Origin of the sequence: Streptomyces sp. NPDC013455 (assembly GCF_040632975.1) — a bacterium.
In the GTDB taxonomy this organism is placed as follows: domain Bacteria; phylum Actinomycetota; class Actinomycetes; order Streptomycetales; family Streptomycetaceae; genus Streptomyces.
On record NZ_JBEYCX010000004.1, the window covers coordinates 318880 to 343216 of the forward strand.

Here is a 24337-nt window from a genome sequence, read left to right on the forward strand (position 1 = left end):
CCGACCATTGCCCCGGGGGATCACTACCCGGCTGCTCCACTCCCCGGCTGCTCACTCTCCGGCTGCCCCACTCCCCGGCTGGTCACTCTCCCGGTGATTCTCCGGCTGACCGCTCCCCGCGTGATCGCCCTCCGGCCCGCACGGGGTAGACGGCTCGTGACGGCGCACGGAGCGCCGGCACGGCGCGGGTGTCCGGCCACGGCGACGCCGGAGCGGCGCGCCACGGCCGGACGAGTCACGGAAGGAGCACCCATGTCCCTGGTTCCGCCGCCGTTCGACCGGGAACTGGCCGCCGCGCTGGAGCGGTACGGGGACGCTCTCTCGCCCGGCTTCTCGCCGGCCGACCTGGATGCCGTCCGGCAGCAGGGCGCGGCCGTGGCGGCGCTCGGCCTGCCCCTGGACGGCGCCTTCGAGACGGAGGACCGTACGGTGCCCGGCCCGGCCGGCGCCCCCGACGTCTCCCTCCTGGTCTGCCGCCCCACGGCCGCCCCGGCCCCGCTGCCGGTGATCTACCACGTGCACGGCGGCGGCCTGGTGGCCGGCACCAACCGGGCCGGGGTGACGGAGCCCCTGGCCTGGGCACGGGAACTCGGCGCGGTGGTGGTGTCGGTGGAGTACCGGCTCGCCCCCGAGCACCCGCACCCGGCGCCCGTCGAGGACGCGTACGCCGGTCTGCTGTGGACCGCGCGGCACGCGCGGGAGATCGGCGGCGACCCGGACCGCATCGTGGTCGCGGGCGCCAGCGCGGGCGGCGGTCTCACCGCGGCGCTCGCGCTGCTCACCCGCGACCGGCGGGGCCCGCGCCCGCTCGGCCAGCTGCTGATGTGCCCGATGCTGGACGACCGCAACGACACCGTCTCCAGCCGCCAGATGGCCGGCGTCGGCGTGTGGGACCGTACGGCCAACGAGACCGCCTGGACGGCGCTGCTCGGCGACCGCCGCGGCGGCCCCGGGGTCTCCCCCTACGCCGCCCCCGCCCGCGCCACCGACCTGGCCGGGCTGCCCCCGGCCTTCCTGGACGTCGGTTCCGCGGAGACCTTCCGGGACGAGGTGGTCGCGTACGCGTCCCGCATCTGGCAGGCCGGCGGGGTGGCCGAGCTGCACGTCTGGCCGGGCGGCTGCCACGGCTTCGACGCCCTGGTGCCGGAGGCGACCCTGTCCCGCACGGCCCGCGCGGCCCGGGTGGAGTGGCTGCGGCGGCTGCTGGCGGGATGAGGCGACACCGGCCCGGGGTCCCCCGTGCCAAAGCCGTACGTCGTCCCCCCATCGACGTTACCGTTCGGTAGACATCGTCACCGGAGTCTCCCGGAGGTGCTCCCCCCATGACACCCGACCGCCCCCCAGGACTCGTGGAGACCCGGCGCGCCCTCGCCGACGGCGAGGTGACCTCGCGCGCGCTGGTGGCGGAGGCGCTGGCCCGGATCGAGGCCACGCAGCCGACCCTGAACGCCTTCCGGATCGTGCGGGCCGAGGCCGCGCTCGCCGAAGCGGACGCGGCCGACCGGGCGTTGGCCGCCGGGACTCGGCGCCCGCTGCTCGGGGTGCCGGTGGCGGTGAAGGACGACATGGACGTGGCCGGCGAGCCGACCGCGTTCGGCTGCCGGGGCGAGTTCCCGCCGGTGGCCACGGACGGGGAGGCGGTACGGCGGCTGCGCGCGGCCGGCGCGGTGATCGTCGGCAAGACGAACACGTGCGAGCTGGGGCAGTGGCCGTTCACCGAGGGGCCGGCGTTCGGCGCGACCCGCAACCCCTGGGACACCGAGTACACGCCCGGCGGGTCCTCCGGCGGTTCGGCCGCCGCCGTCGCCGCCGGACTCGTCCCGGCCGCGCTCGGTTCCGACGGCGCCGGCTCGGTGCGCATCCCGGCCTCCTGGACCCACCTGATCGGCATCAAGCCGCAGCGCGGGCGGATCTCGACCTGGCCCTGGGGCGAGTCCTTCCAGGGCATCACGGTCAACGGCACCCTCGCCCGGACGGTCGCCGACGCGGCCGTGCTGCTGGACGCGGCGAGCGGCAACCACGACCGCGACCCGCACCGGCCGCCCGCGCTGACCGTGACGGACGCGGTCGGCCGCGATCCGGGCCGGCTGCGCGTCGCCCTGTCCCTGAAGCCGCCGTTCACCGCCGTACCCGCGCGGCTGGACCCGGAGATCCGCGTCCGGGTCACCGAACTCGCCGCGAGACTCGCCGCGGCGGGGCACGTCGTCGAGGAGGCCGATCCGCCGTACGGGCAGATCGGGCTGGCCTTCGTGCCCCGGGCGACCGCCGGGATCGCCGAGCGGGTCCGCGAGGCTCCCGACCTCGCGCTGCTCGACCCGCGCACCCGGGGCGCGGCACGGCTCGGCCGGCTGCTCGGCGGGGCGGCGCTCAGCGCGGCGCGGCGCGCGGAGGCGGTGCTGCACCGGCGGATCGGGGCGTTCTTCCGGTCGTACGACGTGATCCTCGCGCCGACGACGGCCACGCCGCCGCCCCGGATCGGCGCCCTGGCCCGGCTGGGCGGGCTGGCGACCGACCGCGCGATCATCGCCGCCTGCCCGTACGCCTGGCCGTGGAACGTGCTCGGCTGGCCGGGCGTGAACGTGCCCGCCGGGTTCACCGGCTCCGGGCTGCCGGTGGGCGCGCAGTTGCTCGGCACGGCCAACAGCGAACCCCTCCTGGTCTCCCTCGCCGCCCAGCTGGAGGCGGAGCTGCGCTGGCACGAGCTGTGGCCGCCGGAGCACCGGACGGACCCCGCCCGGGCCGGCCGGGAGGCCGACCCGCCGCACTGAGGCGCCGGCACGCCACCGCACCGCACCGCTGCGGTCGCCCGGCACCGCACCCGCACACCGGCAGCGCGCCGCTCCTGCGAACGCGGCGCATCGCCGTGCCGTACGGGGGAGGACGTGGGGAGGCGCGGCCCACTAGGGTGCCCGCGTGAGCACGTCGACCGAAGAGAACACCCCCGGCCGTCACGGCCCCCACGCCACCACCGAGGCCGACCCGCGCGAGGTCGGCCGGGTGCGCACCGAGTACTCACCGGCGCACGACGGCGATCCCGACCCCGGCGAGATCGTGTGGACCTGGGTGCCGTTCGAGGAGAACGACGGCCGGGGCAAGGACCGCCCGGTCCTGGTCGTGGCCCGGGAGGCGGCGGGCACCTTCCTCGCCGTGCAGCTGTCCAGCAAGCGGCACGACGGCGACCGGGAGTGGGTGCCGATCGGCGGCGGGCCGTGGGACCGGTCCGGCCGGGACTCGTGGGTGGCCGTGGACCGGGTGCTGCGGCTGCACGAGCGGGGCATGCGGCGCGAGGCGTGCGCGCTGGACCGGATGCGGTTCGACCTGGTCCGGCAGCGACTGCGCGAACGCCACGGCTGGACGTGACCGTCCGGCGCCCGCCGCACGGGCGTCGCACCGCGGCCCGCCACCGCCGCCGCCCGCCACCGCCGCGGGCGGCACCACGCCTCGGGCCGGCCGCCCGCGTGAGCCTCAGCCCCGGGACCGGTCCCCACCGGCCGGGCCCTGCCGGACGGCACCGCCGCTTGCCGGGAACGCCCGGGCGAACGCCTGCCGTACGGTCGCCTGCGGAGTCCGGTCCAGTACCCCGAACACCACGTGCTCGAAGGAGCGGGCGAAGCGGCCGCCGGGGCCCAGGAGCGCCCGGAAGGCGCCCGCGACCCGCGCCGGGTCGTTCTGGAAGACGCCGCAGCCCCAGGCGCCGAGCACCAGCAGCCGGTAGCCGTGGGCCACGGCCGTCTCCAGCACGCGCTCGGCCCGTACCGCCAGGACGCCGGGCAGTTCGGCGGCCCGCTCCGGCACCGTACGCCGGACCGCGCCCGCGTTGGGTGCAGCGGCCGTCAGGAAGCCCACGAGGTACGGCTCGGCCAGCAGCCGGCCGCGGTCGTCGCGGAAGACCGGGACGGCCGGGGAGTGGATGACCCGGTCGGTGTAGAACGGGTCGCGGTCGGCGCGGTGGTGGTCGTAGAACGCGCGGGCCGTCAGCAGGCAGGTGTGCAGCGCGGAGGCGCGGCACAGGGCTTCCTCCTGGGCCTGCGCGCCGCTCAGGTAGCCGCCGCCCGGGTTGCGGGCGGAGGCGAAGTTCAGGACGGCGACGGGTGCGCCGGCCAGCCGGCGGGCCGCCTCCAGGCTGCTCTCGCCGGTGACCTCGAAGACGGTGTCCGCCACGGGCGCCGGCGGACCCGGCACGGGCCCGGGGCCGTACATCCGGGTGCCCGCCCGGGCGGCCGCGATCGCTTCCGCGACCGGCACCTCCCGGCCGTCCGGCGCCCGGTAACGGCCCGCGGCGACGATCCGTTCCGTCTCCGCGGCGATGCGCTGCCGTTCCGCGCGCCCCCGGGCCGCTCCGGCCGGTGCCGGGGCACCGGCCGGTCCCTGCGGCCGGCCGGCGGGCAGGCGCGCGCTCACGGCGCCACCCCCGTGGGCGCCGCGACCGCGGCCTGCTCGGTCCTCGCCGTCGTGCTCATGGACGCATCCTGGGCGATGCTGGTGAGCGGTGCAACGGAGTTTTCCCGCGCCCGGAACGGCCCGGGAACGCGCAAGGAAACGGATGTGATCGATCCGGAACGTCCGGGTGGGCACCCTTGTGCGAAGGGGCATAAGGGTTTTGGGTGGGACGAGTGCCCGCCCGGCCCTCCTGCCGGGAGGGCATCGCGGAACCTCAGGAGGACCCGACATGTCCGATATTCGGAGTGACGGCGGCGACTGTACCGAGCACCGCACCGCCGTCACGGAGGCCGAAGTGGAGGCCCTCGTCCGGGGCATCTGCTTCAAGACCGGACCACCCCGCACACTCGGTGTCGAGCTGGAATGGCTCGTCCACACGCTGGAGCTGCCACAGCTCCCGGTCACACCCGAACGGCTCGAAGCGGCCTACGCCGCCTTGCGGGCCGTTCCCCTCGGGTCGGCGCTCACCGTCGAACCCGGCGGCCAGCTGGAGCTGAGCTCGCCACCCGCCGCCTCCCTGATGGAGTGCGTCGACACCGTCTCCGCCGACCTGGACGCCGTCCGGGCCGTGCTGGCCGAAGACGGTCTCGGCCTCGCCGGCATCGGCCACGATCCCTGGCACGCACCGCGCCGGTTCCTGCACGAGCCGCGCTACGACGCCATGGAGAGGTGCCTGGACCGCACCGGCCCGGCCGGCCGCCACATGATGTGCACCTCGGCCTCCGTCCAGGTCTGTGTGGACGCCGGTCACGAGGAGCCCGGCCCGCTGGGGCACACCCGGCGCTGGTGGCTGGCGCACCAGCTGGGCGCCGTCCTGGCGGCCGCGTTCGCCAACTCGCCGCTGGTCGGCCTGCGGCCCACCGGCTGGCGGTCCACCCGGCAGCAGCTGTGGATGGAGATCGGCGCGGGCCGGGCCGGCGCTCCCCCGCTGACCGGCGAACCCCGCACCGCCTGGGCCCGGCACGTGCTGGACTCGCCCGTGATGTGCGTCCGCCGGGAAAGCGGGCCGTGGGAGGTGCCCGAGGGGCTCACCTTCCGGGAGTGGACCCGCTCGCGCTCACCCCGGCCGCCCACCCGGGCGGACCTCGACTACCACCTGACCACCCTGTTCCCGCCCGTCCGGCCGCGCGGCCACCTGGAACTGCGGATGATCGACGCGCAGCCCGGCGAGGACGGCTGGATCGTGCCGCTCGCGGTGACGGCGGCGCTGTTCGACGATCCGCAGGCCGCCGAGACCGCCTACCGGACCGTGAAGCCGCTCGCCGAACGGGCCCTGAACCTGCCCGCCCCGCACAACCCCCTGTGGGTCGACGCGGCCCGGCACGGGCTCGCCGACCCGGAACTGCGCGAGGCCGCCGCCGGCTGCTTCGAGGCGGCCCTGGAGGCCCTGCCCCGGATCGGCGCCACCCCCCGGGTCACCGAGGCCGTGGCGGCCTACCGGGACCGCCATGTCGCCCGGGGCCGCTGCCCGGCCGACGACCTGCTCGACCGGCTGCCCGCCTCGGAGCCGCCCCGGTCCAGGCCCGGCCCGCCCGGGCACACCCCCACCGCCCACGGGAGGAAGGACATCCGCACATGACCGCCCCCGAGACCGGCACCGAGGCCGCCGAGACGGACACGGAGGCGCTGCGGAAGCGCGCGCTGGCCTCCCTGACGGCCGCCCGTGACCGCACCACGCTGCTGACCACCTGCGTCGACGAACCGGACCTCACCGCCCAGCACTCCCCGCTGATGTCGCCGCTCGTGTGGGACCTGGCGCACATCGGCAACCAGGAGGAGCTGTGGCTGCTGCGGACGGTCGGCGGCCGGGAGGCGATACGGCCCGAGATCGACAACCTCTACGACGCCTTCGAGCACCCGCGCGCCGAGCGCCCCTCGCTGCCGCTGCTGCCGCCCGACGAGGCCCGCCGGTACGCGGCCGAGGTGCGCGGCCGGGCACTGGACCTGCTGGAGACGGCGGACTTCCACGGGACCCGGCTGACCGAGGCCGGTTTCGCCTTCGGGATGATCGCCCAGCACGAGCAGCAGCACGACGAGACGATGCTGATCACGCATCAGCTGCGCAAGGGCCCCCGGGCCCTGACCGCCCCGGACCCGGACGAGGTCCCGCCGTACACCGGCCCGGCCGAAGTCCTCGTCCCGGGCGGCCCGTTCACCATGGGCACCTCCGGCGAGCCCTGGGCGCTGGACAACGAACGCCCGGCGCACCCGCGGGAGGTGGCGCCGTTCTGGATCGACACCACCCCGGTCACCAATGCGGCGTACCAGGCGTTCATCGAGGACGGCGGGTACGACAGCGAGCGCTGGTGGGCGCCGGAGGGCTGGGCGCACATCAGGCGGCACGGCATCACCGCCCCGCTGTTCTGGCGGCGCGACGGCGCCCGGTGGCTCAGGCGCCGGTTCGGCGTGACCGAGCCGGTCCCGGCGGACGAGCCGGTGCTGCACGTGTGCTGGTACGAGGCGGACGCCTACGCCCGCTGGGCCGGGCGGCGGCTGCCCACCGAGGCGGAGTGGGAGAAGGCGGCCCGCTTCGACCCCGTGACGGGCCGCTCCCGGCGCTACCCCTGGGGTGACGCCGACCCGGCGCCCGAGCACGCCAACCTCGGCCAGCGGCATCTCGGGCCCGCCCCGGCCGGCAGCTACCCGGCCGGGGCGTCACCGCTGGGCGTACGCCAGCTGATCGGTGACGTGTGGGAGTGGACGGCGAGCGACTTCCTGCCGTACCCGGGTTTCCGGGCGTTCCCCTACAAGGAGTACTCGGAGGTCTTCTTCGGCCGGGACCACAAGGTGCTGCGCGGTGGTTCGTTCGCCGTGGACCCGGTCGCCTGCCGGGGCACGTTCCGCAACTGGGACTACCCGATCCGGCGGCAGATCTTCTCCGGGTTCCGCACCGCCCGCTCGGAGGCGCTCTGATGTGCCGCCACCTCGCCTACCTGGGACCGCGCGAGCCGCTCGGCCGGATCCTGCTGGAGCCCCCGCACAGCCTGTTCCGCCAGTCGTGGGCGCCGCGCCGGCAGCGGCACGGGACGGTCAACGCCGACGGCTTCGGCGTCGGCTGGTACGCGCCCGAGGACCCGGTACCGGCGCGCTACCGGCGGGCCGGGCCGATCTGGGCCGACCTGTCCTTCGCCGACCTGGCCCGGGTGGTGCGTTCGGGTGCCGTGCTCGCGGCCGTCCGGGACGCCACCCTGGCGGGGGCGGACGCCGAGGCCGCGGCGGCGCCGTTCGCGGCGGGGCGGTGGCTGTTCAGCCACAACGGGGCGATCGCGGGCTGGCCGGACTCGGCGGCCGCGCTGGTGCCCGCACTGCCCCCGGTCGACCTGCTGTCGCTCCAGGCCCGCACCGACTCGGCGTTCATCTGGGCGCTGGTCCTGCACCGGCTGCGCACGGGCGCGGAACCGGCGCAGGCGCTCGGTGCGACGGTGCGCGAGCTGGCGCGGGCGGCCCCCGCCTCCCGGCTCAACCTGCTGCTGACGGACGGGGACACGATCGCCGCCACCGCCTGGGGCGACTCGCTCTGGTACCGCGCGGAGCCCGGCGGGTCCACCGTCGTCGCCTCCGAGCCGTACGACGACGACCCGCTCTGGCGTGAGGTCCCCGACCACACCGTCCTCACCGCGAGCCGCGCCGGGGTGCGGCTCTCCCCGCCGGCGGATCCGGCGGCCTCCCCCACCCCCGACTCCGCTCGGGCGGGGGCGCCCGAATCACCGAAGGAGCCCTGCCGTTGAGTCCCCTGCACGTCACCCGTACCCTCCCCGAGGACGCTTCGGGCGCCGCGCTGCGCGCCGACGTCCTGCACGGCCTCACCGTCACGCCCAAGTGGCTGCCGCCCAAGTGGTTCTACGACGCCCGCGGCAGCGAGCTGTTCGAGCGGATCACCGAACTGCCCGAGTACTACCCGACGCGCGCCGAGCGGGAGATCCTCGCCGCCCGGTCCGGTGAGATCGCCGCCGCCAGCGGTGCCCGCACCCTGGTCGAACTGGGTTCGGGGTCCTCGGAGAAGACCCGCTTCCTGATCGACGCCCTGCCCGCGCTCGCCGCCTACGTGCCGGTCGACGTCAGCGAGAGCGCCCTCACCCAGGCCGGACGGGCCCTCGTCGAGGAGCGTCCGGACCTGGACGTGCACGCCCTGATCGCCGACTTCACCGCCCCGCTGGCGCTGCCGGCCACGCCCGGTCCGCGGCTGGTGGCGTTCCTCGGCGGCACGATCGGCAATCTGCTGCCCGCCGAGCGCGCGAAGTTCCTGGCATCCGTGCGCTCGCTGCTCGCCCCGGGCGACGGGCTGCTGCTCGGCACGGACCTGGTCAAGGACGAGCGGGTGCTGGTCCGCGCGTACGACGACGCGGCCGGGGTGACGGCCGCGTTCAACAAGAACGTGCTGGCCGTCGTCGACCGGGAGCTGGGGGCCGACTTCGATCCGGACGCGTTCGACCACGTGGCCCTGTGGGACGCCGAGCGGGAGTGGATCGAGATGCGGCTGCGCTCCCGTACCGACCAGACCGTGAAGGTGCCCGCGCTGGATCTCGCCGTCGAGTTCGCGGCGGGCGAGGAGTTGCGCACCGAGGTGTCGGCCAAGTTCCGCAAGGCCGGTGTGACCGGCGAACTGGCCGACGCGGGACTGGAGCTGACGCACTGGTGGACGGACGCCGAGGACCGTTTCGCGCTGTCGCTGAGCGTGGTGCGGTGAGCCGGGCGCCGTGGCGGGCGCCCGGGCCGCCCGCGCTCAGCCGACGTTCGGGGCGAGTGCCTCGGTGATCTTCCGGGAGGCGCGGCGGGCCTCGGTCGCGGGGTCCGCGCCTCCCAGCACCCGGGTCATGTACTCCTTGATCGGGTTGTCGGCCTCGACGTCGGCCCACTGGGGGCTGTGGGGGGTCGCCCGGCCGTGTGCCGCTCCGGCGGCCATGGCGGCGGCCCCCTCCTCGCCCGCGACGGCTTCGGCCAGGGTGGTCTTGTTGGGCACGTAGTTCATGGTGCGGGCGAGTTCGGTGTCCCACTCGGCGCCGGTGAGCGCCCCGACGACGGCGGTCGCGGCGAACTGGTCGTCGGTGTTGCCCGCGACGACCAGGTCGGAGCCGCCGGTGAAGACCGCGCCGGGCCGTCCGGCGGTCCTGCCGGGCACGGGGAAGAAGCCGAGCTTGTCCTTCAGTCCGGGGTTCTGCCGCACGATGGACTGGGCGAGCCCGGGTACGGCGATGATCTGCGCAACCTCGCCGCCGGCGAACACCCCGGCCTGGGGCGGGTGTTCCTCGTCGGCGTCGACGGGCCCCTTGCCCAGGGCCTGGAGCCGGCGGTAGAAGTCCATGCCGCGCAGCGCGGCCGGCGTGTCCAGGGTGCCCTCCCAGGTGTGGTCCTTCTCCCGTGCGAGGTCGCCGCCCTCGTCCCAGATGAAGCCGGAGAGCGTGTACCAGTCCTGCCCGGCGAGGTAGATGCCCTGGCGGTCGCCGGAGTTGAGCTTCCCGGTGTCGGCCAGCCACTCGTCGCGGGTCTTCGGCGGGCGGGCGATGCCGGCCTGCGCGAAGAGGTCCTTGCGGTAGATGACCACGCGGTTGGCCGCGTACCAGGGGATGCCGTACTGCTTGTTGCCGTCCCGGCCGGGCTGGGCCAGGCCGGGCAGCCACTCGTCCTTGTCCCAGTCCCGCATCGACTCCAGGGTGAGGTCCACGAGCCGGCCGCCGTCCGCGTACAGCGGGACCTGGGTGTTGCCGACCTCGATGACGTCCGGGCCGTCGCCGGAGTCCGCTTCCAGCGCGGTGCGCACCTTCTCGACGATGCCGGTCCACTCCTGGATGCGGATGTCGAGCTCCAGGTCCTCGTGGTCGCGTTCGAAGTCCTCGGTGAACCGCTGGAGGAACTCCCGGGAGGCGCTGTCCTTCATCAGCCACACGGTCACGGTCGTCCGCTCCTGGCCGTCGGAGAGCAGTCCGCAGCCGCTGACGAGGGAGCCGGTGACACACATGAGGGCGAGCAGACGACGTCTCACGAGGGGTCCTGTTCTGTCTGGCAGGCGGTGCGGACAGGGGTGGGGGCCCGGCGTGGGGGGACGAGCCGACGGCTCGTACGGGTGGGGTGGATTTTGGTATGGACCAATGCGGAGGTCAAGGGGCGGCGGCCGGCAACCCGTGACGCCGTGCGGGCGCGGCGGTGATGCGGCACGGTGGAGTACGGCGTGACCCCGCCGAGAGGAGATCCTCATGTCGAACCACACCTACCGCGTCACCGAGATCGTCGGCACCTCGCACGACGGCGTCGACCAGGCCATCCGCAACGGCATCGCCCGCGCCGACCAGACCCTGCGCAACCTCGACTGGTTCGAGGTGACCCAGATCCGCGGCCAGATCGAGAACGGGCGGATCGAGCACTACCAGGTGGGCCTGAAGGTCGGCTTCCGCCTGGAGGACGGCGACTGACCCGGCCCGGTCCCCCACCCCCGCGGCCCGCGCCTCAGGTACGCCCCTCCCGCTCCTGCGCGTCCTCCAGCGCGGCCGACCTGCCGGCCCAGCGGGCCCGGACGACCGTGAACCCGGCGCGTTCGGCGTCGTCGCACACCAGTTCGTCGTCGTCCACGAGCACCCGGACCTCGCGGTCCCGGGCGAGCCGGCGCAGGATCTCCAGCTTGGTGAACCGCGCCGGCCTGCGGTCCGCGTTGCTCCGCATGAACACGCGCCCCTCGGGCAGCCCGTGGGCGGCGAGCCACTCGACCGTGTCCCGGCGGCACCGCTCGGGACGGCCGGTGAGGTAGACGATCTCGCACTCCCCGGCGCTCTCCACGGCCAGCGCGACGCCCTCGGCCAGCGGTGGATCCTGCGGCGCGGCGGCGAAGAACCCGTTCCAGTCGCGCGGCCGGTTCTCCAGGAAGTGCTGGCGGTGCGCGGTGTCGGCAACCGTGTTGTCGAGATCGAACACGGCGAGCGGGCGTGTGCTGCGGTCTGTCACACCGGCCACCCTAGCCAGCGCGAGGACTCCGGCAACCGGTCGGCCCGTAGACGCCTTCAACCGGTCGGCCCGAAGGCTCCGGCGACCGGTCGGCCCGAGCGCGCCGGCGGCCCGCGTGCGCCGAGCGGCACCGGGGTCCGGGCGGGTGTCCGGCCGCCGGCGTCACGCCGGCGCGGCGCGCCGGTGCCGCGGTGACCCCACCCGCCCTCAACTCGCCCCCGGCGGTGCCTTCATGCTTCTCCCATGCCTTCTTCCATGCCTTCTCCCATGCCTTCTTCCTGCACGCCACCCACCCGGACGCCGGCTCCCGCCACGCCGTCGCCGCCCGCCGCCGTCGCCCGCCCCTGCACGCTCGTCGTGTGCCGGGGGTGCTGCTGCGGCGATCCGGCCAAGCATCCCGGCACCGATCACGCCGGCCAGCTGGAGCGGTTGCGGGAGGCCGCCGCCGAGGGGGACTTCGAGGTGCGGGTCACCGACTGCCTCGGGCCGTGCGACCAGGCCAACGTGATCGTCGTACGGCCGTCCGCCGCGGGCCGGGCCGCGGGCGGCCGGCCGGCGTGGATCGGGTTCGCCCTGGACGACGCCGGCACGGCGGAGGCAGCGGAGTGGGCGCGGGCGGGCGGCCCCGGCCTCGTGGCGCCCCCGGCGGCGCTGGAGCTCCAGATGATCCAGGCTCCGCGCGGCGCCAGGGCGCGGTCCGGCCGCTGACGGTCGCCCCCCCCCCCCGCAAGTCGACAGGGGGACCCACTTCCATGATTCCTGGGAATCCCGGGCGCGCCAGGGCGTTGAACCCTGCGTGAGCAGCTCAGTGATCGCCCGGACCCGGTTCTCCGTCCTCGACCGCTCCCGCATCCGCGAGGGCCGTCCGCCCGCCGAGGCACTGCGGGACACGGTCGCGCTGGCCCGGGAGGCGGAGGCCCTCGGCTACCACCGGTTCTGGGTGTCCGAGCACCACGGGGTCCCCGGGGTGGCCGGCTCCGCGCCGACCGTGCTAGCCGCGGCGGTCGCCGCGGCCACCCGCGGCATCCGGGTCGGCACCGGCGGGGTCATGCTGCCCAACCACCGGCCCCTGGTCGTCGCCGAACAGTTCGGAGTGCTGGAAGCCCTCTTCCCGGGGCGTGTCGACATGGGGCTCGGCCGGTCGGTCGGCTTCACGGACGGGGTGCGCAGAGCGCTCGGCCGCGACAAGGAGGACGCCGAGGACTTTGCGGCGCAACTCGGCGAACTGCTGGAGTGGTTCACCGGCGGCTCGCCGACCGGTGTGCACGCCCGCCCCGCGGAGGGCCTGACCGTGCCGCCGTTCGTGCTGGCCATGGGCGAGGGAGCGGCGATCGCGGCCCGCGCGGGCCTGCCCCTGGTCATCGGCGACCTGCGCGACCGCGACAGGATGCTCCGCGGCATCGACCGGTACCGCTCCCTGTTCCGCCCCTCCCGCTGGGCCGCCGCACCCTACGTGGTGATCTCCGGCACCGTCGCGGTCGCCGGCACCGGGGCCGAGGCACGGCGGCTGCTGGTCCCGGAGGCCTGGTCGACGGCGTACTCCCGGACGCACGGCACCTTCCCGCCGCTCGCCCCCGCCGAGTCGGTCGAGGCCCGCACCATGACCGCGAAGGAACGCGGCTTGTACGAGTCCGCCCTCGCCGGGCACATCGCCGGCACCGCGGACCAGGTCGGCCACGAACTGGAGACGGTGCTGAAGGAGACGGGCGCCGACGAGGTGCTGGTCACCACCAGCACGTACGACCGTACGGCCCTGCTGGACTCCTACCGGCGGCTCGCCGCGCTGTTCGCGCCGGGCCGGTGACCGGCCCGAGATGCGGTCCCGGCCCCCGCCGGTGACCCTGGGAGAGCACGACCTCAAGCGACGAGGAGGGCTGCCATGTCCTTCATGGACAAGATCAAGGGCATGCTCAAGGGCCATGAGGGCATGGCCGACAAGGGCATCGACAGGGGCGGGGACCACATCGACCAGCGCACCGGCAACAAGTACCAGTCGCAGGTCGACACCGGGCAGGACAAGCTGAGGGACGAGTTCGGCACCCGGCGGGACCGGGACAACCCCCCGCAGTCGTAGCGCACGGGGGCGGCTAAAGTACCCCGATGCACCACCCCCACGACCCGTACGTCCGCGTCCGCGGCGCCCGTGAGCACAACCTCAGGGGCGTCGACGTGGACATCCCCCGGGACGTACTGGCCGTGTTCACCGGTGTCTCCGGCTCGGGCAAGTCGTCGCTGGCCTTCGGCACGGTCTACGCCGAAGCCCAGCGGCGGTACTTCGAGTCGGTCGCCCCGTACGCGCGCAGGCTCATCCACCAGGTCGGAGCGCCCAAGGTCGGCGAGATCACCGGGCTGCCGCCCGCGGTCTCGCTCCAGCAGCGCCGCTCGGCCCCCACCTCGCGCTCCTCGGTGGGCACGGTCACCAACCTCTCCAACTCGCTGCGCATGCTGTTCTCGCGCGCCGGCGCGTACCCGCCCGGCGCCGAACGGCTCGACTCGGACGCGTTCTCGCCGAACACCGCGGCCGGCGCCTGCCCCCGGTGCCACGGCCTCGGGCAGGTGCACGAGACCAGCGAGGAGCTGCTGGTCCCGGATCCCTCGCTGTCCATCCGCGAGGGCGCCATCGCGGCCTGGCCGGGCGCCTGGCAGGGCAAGAACCTGCGGGACATCCTCGACACGCTCGGCCACGACGTGGACCGGCCCTGGCGCGAACTGCCCGCCGAAGAGCGCGAGTGGATCCTGTTCACCGACGAGCAGCCGGTCGTCACCGTGCACCCGGTCCGGGACGCGGACCGCATCCAACGGCCCTACCAGGGCACGTACACGAGCGCCCGCCGGTACGTGCTGAAGACCTTCTCGGAGACCAAGTCGGCCACCCTGCGGGCGAAGGCCGAGCGGTTCCTGGCCACCGCGCCCTGCCGGGCGTGCGGCGGCAGCCGGCTGCGGCCCGAGGCGCTCGCGGTGACCTTCGGCGGCCGGACCATCGCCGAGCTGGCCGCGCTGCCGCTGACCGATCTCGCGGGGCTGCTCGACGACGCCGCCACGGAAACCGCGCGGGTGCTCACCGCCGACCTGAAGTCCCGTATCGCGCCCGTGGTCGAGCTGGGCCTCGGCTACCTCAGTCTGGACCGGGCCACCCCCACGCTGTCGGCGGGCGAGCTGCAGCGGCTGCGGCTCGCCACCCAGCTGCGCTCCGGGCTGTTCGGTGTCGTGTACGTGCTGGACGAGCCGTCCGCCGGGCTGCACCCGGCGGACACCGAGGCGCTGCTGACCGTGCTGGACCGGCTCAAGGCCGCCGGGAACTCGGTGTTCGTGGTGGAGCACCACCTGGAGGTGGTGCGTGGCGCCGACTGGCTGGTGGACGTCGGCCCCGGCGCCGGCGAGCACGGCGGCCGTGTGCTCTACAGCGGGCCGCCCGCCGAACTGGCCTCGGTCGAGGAGTCGGCGACGGCCGCGTACCTGTTCGACGAGTCGCCCGGACCGGCGCGCGCGGTACGTGAGCCGCGCGGCTGGCTGACGGTGGGACCGGTGACCCGGCACAACCTGCGCGCGGTGACGGCCGGCTTCCCGCTCGGCGCGTTCACCGCCGTCACCGGTGTCTCCGGGTCCGGGAAGTCCACGCTCATCGCCGAGCTGACGGAGGACGTGGCGGGGGTCGGGCGGCTGGTGCGGGTCGACCAGCGGCCCATCGGACGCACCCCCCGGTCCAACCTGGCCACCTACACCGGCCTGTTCGACGTCGTCCGGAAGGTGTTCGCCGGCACCGAGGAGGCGCGGGCGCGGGGGTACGGCGTCGGGCGGTTCTCCTTCAACGTGGCCGGGGGACGCTGCGAGACCTGCCAGGGCGAGGGGTTCGTCCGTGTGGAACTGCTCTTCCTGCCCAGCACGTACGCGCCCTGCCCGGACTGCGGCGGCGCCCGGTACAACCCCGAGACGCTGGGGGTGACGTACCGGGGGCGGAGCATCGCCGAGGTGCTCGACCTGACGGTGGAGGCGGCCGCGGAGTTCTTCGCGGCCACCCCGGCCGCCGCCCGGAGCCTGCGCACCCTGCTCGACGTCGGCCTCGGCTACCTGCGGCTCGGCCAGCCGGCGACCGAGCTGTCCGGTGGGGAGGCCCAGCGGATCAAACTGGCGAGCGAGCTCCAGCGCGGACGCCGGGGGCACACCGTGTACCTGCTGGACGAGCCGACCACCGGTCTGCACCCGGCCGACGTGGAGGTGCTGATGGACCGGCTGCACGGACTGGTCGACGCCGGGCACACGGTCGTGGTGGTGGAGCACGACATGACGGTGGTCGCGGGCGCCGACTGGGTGATCGACCTCGGTCCGGGCGGCGGCGACCGGGGCGGCCGGATCGTGGCGGCCGGGCCGCCGGAGCGGGTGGCCCGGGCCGGGGGCAGCGCGACTGCGCCGTATCTGGCCCGTGTCATGCCGTGAGCGGCGGGGCGCGCGGAGCGCCCAAGGCATCGATGCGGTAACCGAGTTGCGCAAGACCAGCGGCTCGCGGGGGCTTCCCGCCGATAATACGGCCGTGTCCACTGCTTCTGGTTCTTCCGACATCACGCTCGACGACGGCACCCCGGTCCGGTTCCTGCTCGGGCCCGGCACGGTACCGGTGCCCTTACCGGACGACGACCTGCCGGAAGGCATGGGCCGGGCGGTACCGGTCGGCGCGGCCGGCCGGGCGGTCGCGGACTTCGCGACCGGGGCGCTGCGCGGCGCGCTGCGGCCGATCGGCCCGCTGCTCCAGGAGGTCCACGACGCCGCCACGGCGGTGCCCGAGCCGCCCGCCGAGCTGACGGTGACCTTCGGCGTGCAGGTCGGCCAGGACCTCAAGTTCGGCATCGTCGGGGCGGCCGGGCAGGCGCACCTCACCGTCACCGCCAGCTGGCGGCCCGTCCCGGACGCCGGTGCGACGTCCGCCGCGGAGTGACGCGTGGGATGGTTCCGTGACCGGTGGGACGGCTACGACGATCCCTCCCGGTACGTCGTGTCCATCCGGCGCGTCGAAGACGGCAGGACCGCGGGGGCCGGCTTCGTACTTGGCCCCGACACGGTGCTGACCTGCGCCCACGTCGTCAACGCCGCGCTGGGCAGGGAGATGTTCGACGCGCGCGTACCGGGCGTGGCGGAGGTTCCCGTCCAGGCGCACGGCCGGCAGCCGGCGGCCGGCCGGGTGTATCCGGCACGCGTGGCCCACTGGATCCCGCCCCGCGCCCGGGGCGGCGGAGCGGTGGGCGCGGGCAGCCACGAGTGGTGGGGCGACCTCGCCGTCCTCCGTGTCGACGCCCCGGCCGGCGGCCTGCCGCCCGTTCCCCGCCAGACGGCCATGGCGGTCGGCCAGACGGTCGACGCCTGGCACGGCTCGGGCCGCGCCTCCACCGTGGCCCGGCTCTCCGTCGCCGCCCTCCCGGGCCCCCTCGCCTATGTGGACGGCGCGCCCACCGGCATGGCCGTCGGCCCCGGCTACAGCGGCAGCCCGCTGTGGTGCCAGGAGGAACAGGGTGTGGTCGGAATCCTCGTCGGCCACTTCATGCCCGTGGCCGCCACCGGCGCACCGCTCGCCCTCGCCTTCCAGGGCGTCATCCGGCGCAGCTGGGCCCTGCCCTGGCAGGCCGTCGAGGCGGAGCTGCGCCCCCTCGGCGTGCTGGACGACCTGCGGCCCGCACCGGTCGATGCCGGTGACCCCGCCTTCACCTTGCTGGTGGAGGCGATCGAGGACACGCTCTCCTCCCCCAGCGCGCGCGTCGACTGCGCCCGCAAGCTGGCCCGGCTGTGCGGTCTGGAGCCGGGCAGCGATGTCGTACCCCCCTCCCCCGAGGAGTTCGCCGCGTTCCTGCTGACGCACCCCCGGGCCCTGGCGGCGCTGGCCGGGATCCTGCGCCGGGACAATCCGCCTGCGGCCGACCGGATCCTGGCCGCGGGATCCTTGTCCCGCACGCCCCGGCTGCTGACCGCGGCGGAGTTCACGGAGCTGCGCGGCCATCTGCGCGCCATCGCTCCGGCCGTGCTCGGCCGCTTCCCCGAGGCGGTCCGGGGCGCGTTGCCGCACCTGTCGGCCCGGCCGGGCGGCGACACCGTGGACGCGCTGCTCGATCAGCTGGAGGGTCTGTCGGGAGACGGCCACGCGACCGGCGACGAGCGCCGGGTGCCGGCGCTGCTGCGGGTGATGGAGTACGTCGGCGCGCTGTGCCCCGACACCCAGCGGGCGCGGTTGCGGCTGTGGGCGGACGGGGTGGCACGGCGCCTGGGCATCGAGCGGTCGGCGCTGGCCGAACGCCGGTTCGACGCGCAGGAGTGGGCGCGTGCGGTGCGTGCGCGGGCCACCCGGGTCCGGGTGCTGGTGCAGGTGACCAAGGCCGGACGCAACCGGCACCGGCTGCGGATCTGGTGCGACGAGGGCACGGGGCCGCGGCAGGTCTCCGCGGAGAGCGTGAAGTCGTACTCGGCGTCGGAGGCGGCGCGCGAGGTGCTGCGCGCGCTGGACTCGCTCACACCCGCGGCGGAGGACGAGCGTCCGCCGCTGGTGGAGGTGCTCGTGGACCGGGGCGGCCTGAACCTGCCCGTGGACGAGTGGGCGGTCAGGGACCCGGCCGAGCTGGTGCCCGGCGTGCTCGGGGTGGAGTTCCCGCTGGTCGTCCACTGCCCCGAACTGCTGCGCCGCAACGGGCGGTTCGTCTCCCGCTGGCGCACCCGGTGGAGCCGCCTGGACTCGGGCAAGGCGCTCGTCGTCTCCGAACCCACCGACCGGGACACCCTCTACTCCCGGCTGGTCAACCAACTCGACACCGTGCGCGTCTCCGTGGACGTACCGCCCGGTCCTCCCCGGGACCGCATCGTGCAGACCTGCCTGGCGCTGGGCATACCTGTGGTGATGTGGGACCGCCGGGAGGACGGCTCCTCGCACAGCGTCCGGCACATGGCGCAGGTGGCCACCCGGGAGCTGCCCGACGGCGTCCACAGCTACCGGGCGAACGCCCAGGCCAATCCGCCCGAGTTCCCCGGCCGGCCGGTCCTCGCCTGGGCCGACGCCGACCGTACCGTCCCCCGTCTGCATCTGGCCGAACCCCAGGAGGGCCCATGACTTCCGCCGCCGGCTGGCGCCTGTTCCGAGGCGACGGCGTGCCCCGGGCCGTCGGCCTGCCTGCCGCCCCGCCCTGGCGGCGCTTCACCCCGGCCCGCGCCACGCGACCCGAGCTGCCGTACGTGATCGATCCACGGCACGCCGACATCGTCAACGCGGCGCTGCACCTGCGCCGTCCGCTGCTGGTGACCGGTCCCGCCGGTACCGGCAAGTCGTCCCTGGCCCGGGCCGTCGCGCACGAGCTGTGCCTGGGCGACCTGCTGCGCTGGTCGGTCACCAGCCGCTCCACGGTGCCGGACGCGCTTTACGTGTACGACGCCATCGGCCGGCTGCGGGAGACCACACTGAGCCGGGACCGGGGTGAAGGGGAGCCGTCCATCGGGCAGTTCATCCGGCTCGGGCCGCTCGGTACGGCGCTGGTGGCGTCGGCCGCCCCGCGCTGCCTGCTGGTGGACGAGATGGACAAGGGCGACGTGGACCTGCCCAACGACCTGCTCACCGTGTTCGAGGAGGGCTATTTCGAGATCAAGGAGCTGGTCCGGCTGCCCGAGGACACGGCCGACGTGGAGGTGCAGACCTCCGACCACCGGGGGACCGTGCGGGTGCACCAGGGGGTGGTGCAGTGCGCCGAGTTCCCGGTGGTGATCATCACCAGCAACGGTGAGCGGGACTTCCCGCCCGCGTTCCTGCGCCGGTGTCTGCGGCTGGAACTGCCGGTGCCCGACGAGGAGCGGCTGCGCACCATCGTCGCCGCCCACCTGGGCCAGGAGGCACTGCGGGAGGCGGACGACCTGATCGACGCCTTCCTGCGCCGCCGCGCCCTGGGCGAGCTGGCCACCGACCAGCTGCTGAACGCCGTGTTCCTGCGCACCGGGGGCGTCGACCTGGACGCGGACGGTCTGCTGGACGCCGTGCTGCACCAGCTCACCGGGGCGATGTGACGGTGGCCGGCGGGGGCGAACGGCTGGCCGAGGTGCTGCGGGTCCTGGCGGCGTGCGGCCACGACCTGGACGCGGACCAGGTCCTCGACGTGCTGTGGCTCGCCCGCCGGCTGCCGGCGGACGCCGCCGCCCCGCTGCTGCGCGAGCCCTCGCCGCCGCCGGCCCGCCCGGCGCCGGAGCCCGCCCCCGAGCCCGACCGGGCCGTCCCTCAGCATCCGGCGCCGGAGCCCGACGACCCGGACCTGCCCGATCTCACCGCCCCCTCGCTGTACGCCGCGGCCCGGCAGACCGCGGTGGCCGAGGTGCGCGTCGCCCCGGCGGCCCCCGAGCCGCGGCGGGCGATGCCGGTGCGGGTGCCGGAGGACAAGGCCCTCGCCGACGAGCTCGAACTGGGCCGGGCGCTGCGGCCGTTGCGCCGCCGGCTCGACAGCCGCCACCGCACGGAGATCGACGAGGAGCGCACCGCCGCCCAGCTCGCCGAGACGAATCTGCCCGACGTGGTGGAGCGGCCGGTGCGCGAGCGCTGGCTGAATCTCGCGCTGCTGGTGGACGACGGCCTGTCGATGCTGCTGTGGCACCGGCTCGGCGCCGAACTGCGCACGCTGCTGGAGCGGTTGGGGGCCTTCGCGGTCACCCGGGTGTTCGGTCTTGACACCCGCGGTGCCCGCGAACCGTGCCTGCGTGCCCGCCCGTTCCGGCCCGAGAGCGGCGCGCTGCCGCTGAGCACGGTCAGCGATCCCTCGGGCCGTACCCTCGTCCTCGTCGTCAGCGACGGCATGGGCGCCGCCTGGCGGTCCGGGGCGCTGCACCGGCTGCTGGCGGAGTGGGCCGCCCGTGGCCCGGTCGCGGTGCTCCAGACGCTGCCGCCGGACATGTGGGAGGCGTCCGGCATCGACGCGGAGCGCTGGCAGTGCACGACCCGGCGGATCGGCGGTGCCAACGCCGCCTGGGAGGTGGGCGATCCGGTGCTGCCGCCGGAGCTGTCCGCCTTCGACGGGGTGCCGGTGCCCGTGCTGGAGCCGACCCCGGCGTCGCTGCGGGACTGGGCGCGGCTGCTGGCCTCGCCCGGCACGACCGTGGAGCTGCCGCTGCTGGCCCGCCCCGACCCGTACGGCAGCGTGGCCGCCGCGCGGGACCTGACCAGCGCCCAGCACTTCCGGGACGCGGCCACCCCGGAGGCGTACCGGCTGGCGGCGCACCTGGCGGCGGTCTCCCCGCTGTCGGTGCCGGTGATGCGGCTGGTGCGGTCGGCGGTGCCGTGGCCGGCGACGACCTCGCACCTTGCGGAGGTGTTCCTGGGCGGTCTGGTCCGTCCGCATCCGGCGCCGGTGCCGGGCCCGCTGCCCGCCAAGCACCGGGTGTTCGACTTCACCGAGGAGTCCAAGGCGGTCCTGCTGGACTCGGTCCCGCAGGCCGAGCTGCTGCTGACCAGCCGGCGCATCGGCCGCCACCTGGAGGAACTCGCGGGCAACTCACCGGACTTCCCCGCCTGGCTGGCCCATCCGGACGGCTCCGCCCAGCTGCCCGGTTCGCACCAGCCGTTCACCAGCGTCGAACGGCGGCTGCTCGCCCGGTTCGGGATGTCCTTCGACCGGGTGCCCGGCCTGCCCCGCACGGAGCCGGACCGCCCCGCCGCACCCGCCGACGGCTGGGAGCCGCTGACCGGCGCCGATCCGGCGCGGCTTGGCGGGTACACGCTGCGCGACCGGCGCCGGGGCCGCCGCACGGTGCTGTACCGGGGGGTGGACGCCGGGGGCACCGAGGCGGTGCTGCGCGTTCCGCGGCCCGATCTGCCCGCGGCCACCGCCCAGTTGATCGCGGTGGAGGCGGAGGTGCTGGGCCGGCTCCAGGCCCAGTACGCGCCGGCGCTGCTCGCCACCGGACTGGACGACTCCCCGCCGTGGCTGGCGATGTCCCCGATGCGGGACCAGGACGCCCCGGACGGGCAGCCGCCACGGCTGTCGGAGGTGTTCGCCCGGTCCCTGGAGCGCGGCAGGACCCCCTTCGACCTGGTGCGCGGTCTGCTGGTCTCCTGGCACCTGGCGAACGCGCTCGCGCTGTGCCACGCCGGCGGGCTGGTGCCGGCCGACTTCGGCATGGACAGCGTGTACGTGCTGCGCCGCACCATCGTGCTCGGCGACCTGTCCGACTGCGCGGTCGACGGCCGGTACCTGGGGCCCGGCCCGGTGCCGACCGTCGCGGACAGCATGCGCGCGCTGGGGGCGATGCTCCAGCTGATCAGCAGCAAGGTGCCGAGCCAGCCGGAGGGCATGCACCTGTGGCAGGGCGACGGCTGGGAGCAGTTGCGGCGTCTGGTGCTGCGCTGCCTGGACGACGACCCGGCCCGCCGCCCCACCGCCAGCGAGGTCGCCGACGCCCTCGCCAAGTACATCGCGCTGGCCCGGCTGCGGCACGGCGAGGACGTGCCGCAGCCGGTGCCACCGGCCGGCGGCTGGTCGCCGGCTCCCGTGCCGCTCACCCCGCCCGCCCCGGCCGAGCCGGCCCCGCCGGCCGACCGGCTGCTGCGGCTGCGCCTGCGTCCGTCGCGCCAGGAGTTCCGCGCGCGTCTGGCGCGGGTGCGCGGGGAGCTGCGGCACAGCAGGCGGGTGACGCTGGTCAGCGCCTTCCACTACAGCGGCCGGGCCACCACCACGATCGCCCTGGGTTCCCTGCTGGCCGCCGTCCGGGCCGAACCCGTCCTCGCCCTCGACGGCGCCTCCACCGAGGGCGCGCTCGGCTCCTTCCTGCCGCCCGACCGCAACCAGGCCGTGCCGCGGGATCTGGCCGCGCTGCCGCTGGGACCGTCCTACGAGGAGGTCCGGGCCCTCACCACGCGCCTGCCCTCGGGGCTGGAGGTGATCGCACACCGCTCGGGGCGCTCCGGGCCCAACTCGGCGCACGCGCAGGTGTACCTGCGGGCGCTGGCGCACACCGCGCCGTACTACTCCCTCGTCCTGACCGACTGGGCGCCGATGCGGCTGGACCGGACGGCGGACGTGGTCCTGGACCACACCGACCAGCTGGTGGTGTGCTGCAGCACCGCCGACTGGTTCCTGGACGCGGCGGCGAGCACGCTCGGCCGGATCCGGCGGGAGCGGCCCGCGCTGGCGGACCGTGCGGTGCTGGTGGCCGCCCGGACCGACGGCTCGCACCGCCGCGGTCTGCCCGGTGACCCGCACCGGACGCTGGGCATCGGGCCGGATCAGGTCGTCCAGGTGCCGTTCGACCCCGCGCTCCAGTCAGCGCGCTGGCAGCTGAAGGACCTCCGTCCGGCCACCGTGGACGCCTACCTGCGGCTGGCGGAGCTGGCCGTGCGGCCCCTCTAGGACGCCCGCGACCAGCGCCGCGTGGGTCCAGGCCGGCTGGGAGGCGGCCGGCTGGGCCGCGTGGGCGAGGGCACGGCGGTCGGGGTGGGCGCCCGACGGGATCACCGGCCGCACCTCCACCTCGGCGACCAGGCCGCGGGCCCGCGCCACCCGCCACAGGGAGGACAGCAGGGTGTCCTCGCCGACGAAGGCCGCGGCGGTGCCGGGACCACCGTCCCGGTGCCGGTAGCGCAGCCTGACCGGCTGGACCGGTACGCCCGCGTCGAGCGCGGCCTGGAAGACGGCCCGGCGGAACCGGCCCTGGGCGCGCCCGCACCAGGTGCTGCCCTCGGGGAAGGCGGTCACGGCCGCGCCCGCGCGCAGCGCGTCGCCGATGCGGGCGACCGTGCCGGGCAGGGCGCGCAGCCGGTCCCGTTCGATGAACAGGGCCCCGCCGCGGGCGGCCAGCGCGCCCGCCACGGGCCACCGCCGGACCTCGGTCTTGGCGAGCATCCTGGCCGGGCGTACGGCGGTGAGCAGGGGGATGTCCAGCCAGGAGACGTGGTTGGCGACCATGAGCAGGCCGCCGGCCGGTGCGCTGGCGCCGGTGACCCGGACCCGGACCCCGATGGCCCGGACGATCATCCGGCACCACCGCCTGACCCACTCGGCGGGGATCCGCCCGCCGAGCGGGGACAGCGCGATCCCGGCGAGCACCAGGATCACGACCGCGGTCAGCCGCAGCACGGCACGGGGTACGGCCGCGGCGGCGCGGACCGGTTCCACGCAGGCGCCCGGGGTGCAGGGCGCGAGGGGCAGCCAGCCGCTCATCAGGCCGGCACGAGGGAGAGGAAGTGCCGCAGATAGCGCGGGTCGACCCGGCGCATCGACAGCAGGACGTACAGGTCGGCGACGCCGAACTGGGGGTCGTGCGCGGGTTCGCCGCACACCTGGGCGCCCAGGCGGAGGTAGCCGCGCAGCAGGGCGGGGAGCTCCTGGCGGGTGGCCGGGGCCTCGGCGTTCGGGACCCAGGGCAGCAGCGGCCGTACCCGGAACCCGTCGGGCGCCAGGTGCTTGGCGCGGACCCGCTGCCAGGTGGCGGTGGCGAGGGCTCCGCCGTCGGCGAGCGGCACGGAGCAGCAGCCCGCCAGCCACTCGTGGCCCCGGTCGGTCATGTAGCGGGCTATGCCGGCCCAGATCAGGCCGATGACGGCGCCGTCGCGGTGGTCGGGGTGGACGCAGGAGCGGCCGACCTCGACCAGGCCGGGCCGGATCGCGTCGAGCGCGCTCAGGTCGAACTCGCCCTCGGAGTAGAGCCGGCCGGCGACCGCGGCCCGCTCCGGTGGCAGCAGCCGGTAGGTGCCGACGACCTGCCCGGTCTGCGTGTCGTGCACGAGGAGGTGGTCGCAGTAGGCGTCGAAGGCGTCGACGTCGTGACCGGGCTCCGTGGTGGCCAGCAGGGCCCCCATCTCACCGGCGAAGACGTCGTGCCGCAGCCGCTGCGCGGCGCGCACGTCGGCCTCGTCGCGGGCGAGGGTGACGGTGTAGCGGGTGGGTACCGCGGGCTGCGCGGGGCGGTCGAGGGTGGGAACGCCGGTCATGGCTCTCTCCTGGTCACGGGCCGGTTCGGCGACGGC

Annotated in this window: 21 protein-coding genes; 16 read left to right on the forward strand and 5 right to left on the reverse strand. The window is 75.5% G+C overall.

Annotation, left to right across the window (positions count from 1 at the left end; translation table 11 throughout):
* The first annotated feature begins 252 nt into the window (after positions 1–252).
* The 3 genes from ABZ576_RS09900 to ABZ576_RS09910 all read left to right on the forward strand — a co-directional run bounded on the left by ABZ576_RS09900 (position 253) and on the right by ABZ576_RS09910 (position 3360).
* Complete coding sequence (locus ABZ576_RS09900; RefSeq protein ID WP_360738143.1) at positions 253–1215, forward strand: alpha/beta hydrolase; 963 nt, start codon at positions 253–255, stop codon at positions 1213–1215.
* A 107-nt stretch (positions 1216–1322) separates the two neighbouring features.
* A complete protein-coding gene (locus tag ABZ576_RS09905; RefSeq protein WP_360738146.1) occupies positions 1323–2768 on the forward strand; it encodes an amidase in 1446 nt (481 codons plus the stop codon).
* Positions 2769–2913: 145 nt separating this feature from the next.
* Positions 2914–3360, forward strand: a complete 447-nt coding sequence (locus ABZ576_RS09910; RefSeq protein WP_360738148.1) for a type II toxin-antitoxin system PemK/MazF family toxin — start codon at positions 2914–2916, stop codon at positions 3358–3360.
* Positions 3361–3465: 105 nt separating this feature from the next.
* Here the strand turns inward: ABZ576_RS09910 and ABZ576_RS09915 are convergent, their stop codons facing one another.
* Positions 3466–4308, reverse strand: coding sequence for a TIGR02452 family protein (locus ABZ576_RS09915; RefSeq protein WP_360738418.1), 843 nt, complete (start codon positions 4306–4308; stop codon positions 3466–3468).
* Positions 4309–4669: 361 nt separating this feature from the next.
* On the opposite strand from ABZ576_RS09915, the gene egtA reads away from it, so the two are divergent.
* The 4 genes from egtA to egtD are packed head-to-tail and all read left to right on the forward strand — an operon-like array spanning position 4670 to position 9127.
* Positions 4670–6019, forward strand: a complete 1350-nt coding sequence (gene egtA, locus ABZ576_RS09920) for an ergothioneine biosynthesis glutamate--cysteine ligase EgtA (protein ID WP_360738151.1) — start codon at positions 4670–4672, stop codon at positions 6017–6019.
* Entirely contained in the window at positions 6016–7353 is a 1338-nt protein-coding gene (gene egtB, locus ABZ576_RS09925; RefSeq protein ID WP_360738153.1) for an ergothioneine biosynthesis protein EgtB, read from the forward strand. Before egtA ends, egtB begins: the two co-directional genes overlap by 4 nt.
* Entirely contained in the window at positions 7353–8168 is an 816-nt protein-coding gene (egtC, locus tag ABZ576_RS09930; RefSeq protein ID WP_360738156.1) for an ergothioneine biosynthesis protein EgtC, read from the forward strand. The genes egtB and egtC overlap by 1 nt, the downstream gene beginning before the upstream one ends.
* A complete protein-coding gene (gene egtD, locus ABZ576_RS09935; protein ID WP_360738158.1) occupies positions 8165–9127 on the forward strand; it encodes an L-histidine N(alpha)-methyltransferase in 963 nt (320 codons plus the stop codon). The genes egtC and egtD overlap by 4 nt, the downstream gene beginning before the upstream one ends.
* Before the next feature lie 36 nt (positions 9128–9163).
* Here egtD and ABZ576_RS09940 read toward each other — a convergent pair whose 3' ends face one another.
* Complete coding sequence (locus tag ABZ576_RS09940; protein WP_360738161.1) at positions 9164–10420, reverse strand: extracellular solute-binding protein; 1257 nt, start codon at positions 10418–10420, stop codon at positions 9164–9166.
* A 211-nt stretch (positions 10421–10631) separates the two neighbouring features.
* On the opposite strand from ABZ576_RS09940, the gene ABZ576_RS09945 reads away from it, so the two are divergent.
* Complete coding sequence (locus tag ABZ576_RS09945) at positions 10632–10847, forward strand: dodecin (RefSeq protein ID WP_360738164.1); 216 nt, start codon at positions 10632–10634, stop codon at positions 10845–10847.
* 34 nt (positions 10848–10881) lie between these two features.
* Here the strand turns inward: ABZ576_RS09945 and ABZ576_RS09950 are convergent, their stop codons facing one another.
* Complete coding sequence (locus tag ABZ576_RS09950; protein WP_360738166.1) at positions 10882–11373, reverse strand: hypothetical protein; 492 nt, start codon at positions 11371–11373, stop codon at positions 10882–10884.
* 267 nt (positions 11374–11640) lie between these two features.
* Between ABZ576_RS09950 and ABZ576_RS09955 the strand changes: the two genes are divergently transcribed.
* The 8 genes from ABZ576_RS09955 to ABZ576_RS09990 all read left to right on the forward strand — a co-directional run bounded on the left by ABZ576_RS09955 (position 11641) and on the right by ABZ576_RS09990 (position 22721).
* Positions 11641–12081, forward strand: a complete 441-nt coding sequence (locus tag ABZ576_RS09955) for a (2Fe-2S) ferredoxin domain-containing protein (protein ID WP_360738169.1) — start codon at positions 11641–11643, stop codon at positions 12079–12081.
* Positions 12082–12169: 88 nt separating this feature from the next.
* A complete protein-coding gene (locus ABZ576_RS09960) occupies positions 12170–13177 on the forward strand; it encodes an LLM class flavin-dependent oxidoreductase (protein ID WP_360738172.1) in 1008 nt (335 codons plus the stop codon).
* Between the two features lie 75 nt (positions 13178–13252).
* Positions 13253–13447, forward strand: coding sequence for an antitoxin (locus ABZ576_RS09965; RefSeq protein ID WP_360738174.1), 195 nt, complete (start codon positions 13253–13255; stop codon positions 13445–13447).
* Positions 13448–13473: 26 nt separating this feature from the next.
* Entirely contained in the window at positions 13474–15807 is a 2334-nt protein-coding gene (locus ABZ576_RS09970) for an excinuclease ABC subunit UvrA (RefSeq protein WP_360738176.1), read from the forward strand.
* Between the two features lie 94 nt (positions 15808–15901).
* Entirely contained in the window at positions 15902–16303 is a 402-nt protein-coding gene (locus ABZ576_RS09975) for a CU044_2847 family protein (RefSeq protein ID WP_360738178.1), read from the forward strand.
* 3 nt (positions 16304–16306) lie between these two features.
* Positions 16307–18454, forward strand: coding sequence for a trypsin-like peptidase domain-containing protein (locus ABZ576_RS09980; RefSeq protein WP_360738181.1), 2148 nt, complete (start codon positions 16307–16309; stop codon positions 18452–18454).
* Positions 18451–19395 carry a MoxR family ATPase gene (locus ABZ576_RS09985; RefSeq protein ID WP_360738184.1) on the forward strand — a complete coding sequence of 315 codons (945 nt, stop codon included), beginning with the start codon at positions 18451–18453 and terminating at the stop codon, positions 19393–19395. The genes ABZ576_RS09980 and ABZ576_RS09985 overlap by 4 nt, the downstream gene beginning before the upstream one ends.
* Positions 19392–22721 carry an SAV_2336 N-terminal domain-related protein gene (locus ABZ576_RS09990; RefSeq protein ID WP_360738187.1) on the forward strand — a complete coding sequence of 1110 codons (3330 nt, stop codon included), beginning with the start codon at positions 19392–19394 and terminating at the stop codon, positions 22719–22721. Before ABZ576_RS09985 ends, ABZ576_RS09990 begins: the two co-directional genes overlap by 4 nt.
* Here ABZ576_RS09990 and ABZ576_RS09995 read toward each other — a convergent pair.
* On the reverse strand, positions 22635–23531 hold the full coding sequence (locus tag ABZ576_RS09995) for a lysophospholipid acyltransferase family protein (RefSeq protein ID WP_360738189.1): 897 nt from the start codon (positions 23529–23531) through the stop codon (positions 22635–22637). The two genes, ABZ576_RS09990 and ABZ576_RS09995, sit on opposite strands and share 87 nt — an antisense overlap.
* Positions 23531–24301, reverse strand: coding sequence for a GNAT family N-acyltransferase (locus tag ABZ576_RS10000; RefSeq protein ID WP_360738192.1), 771 nt, complete (start codon positions 24299–24301; stop codon positions 23531–23533). The genes ABZ576_RS09995 and ABZ576_RS10000 overlap by 1 nt, the downstream gene beginning before the upstream one ends.
* Positions 24302–24337: the final 36 nt, after the last annotated feature.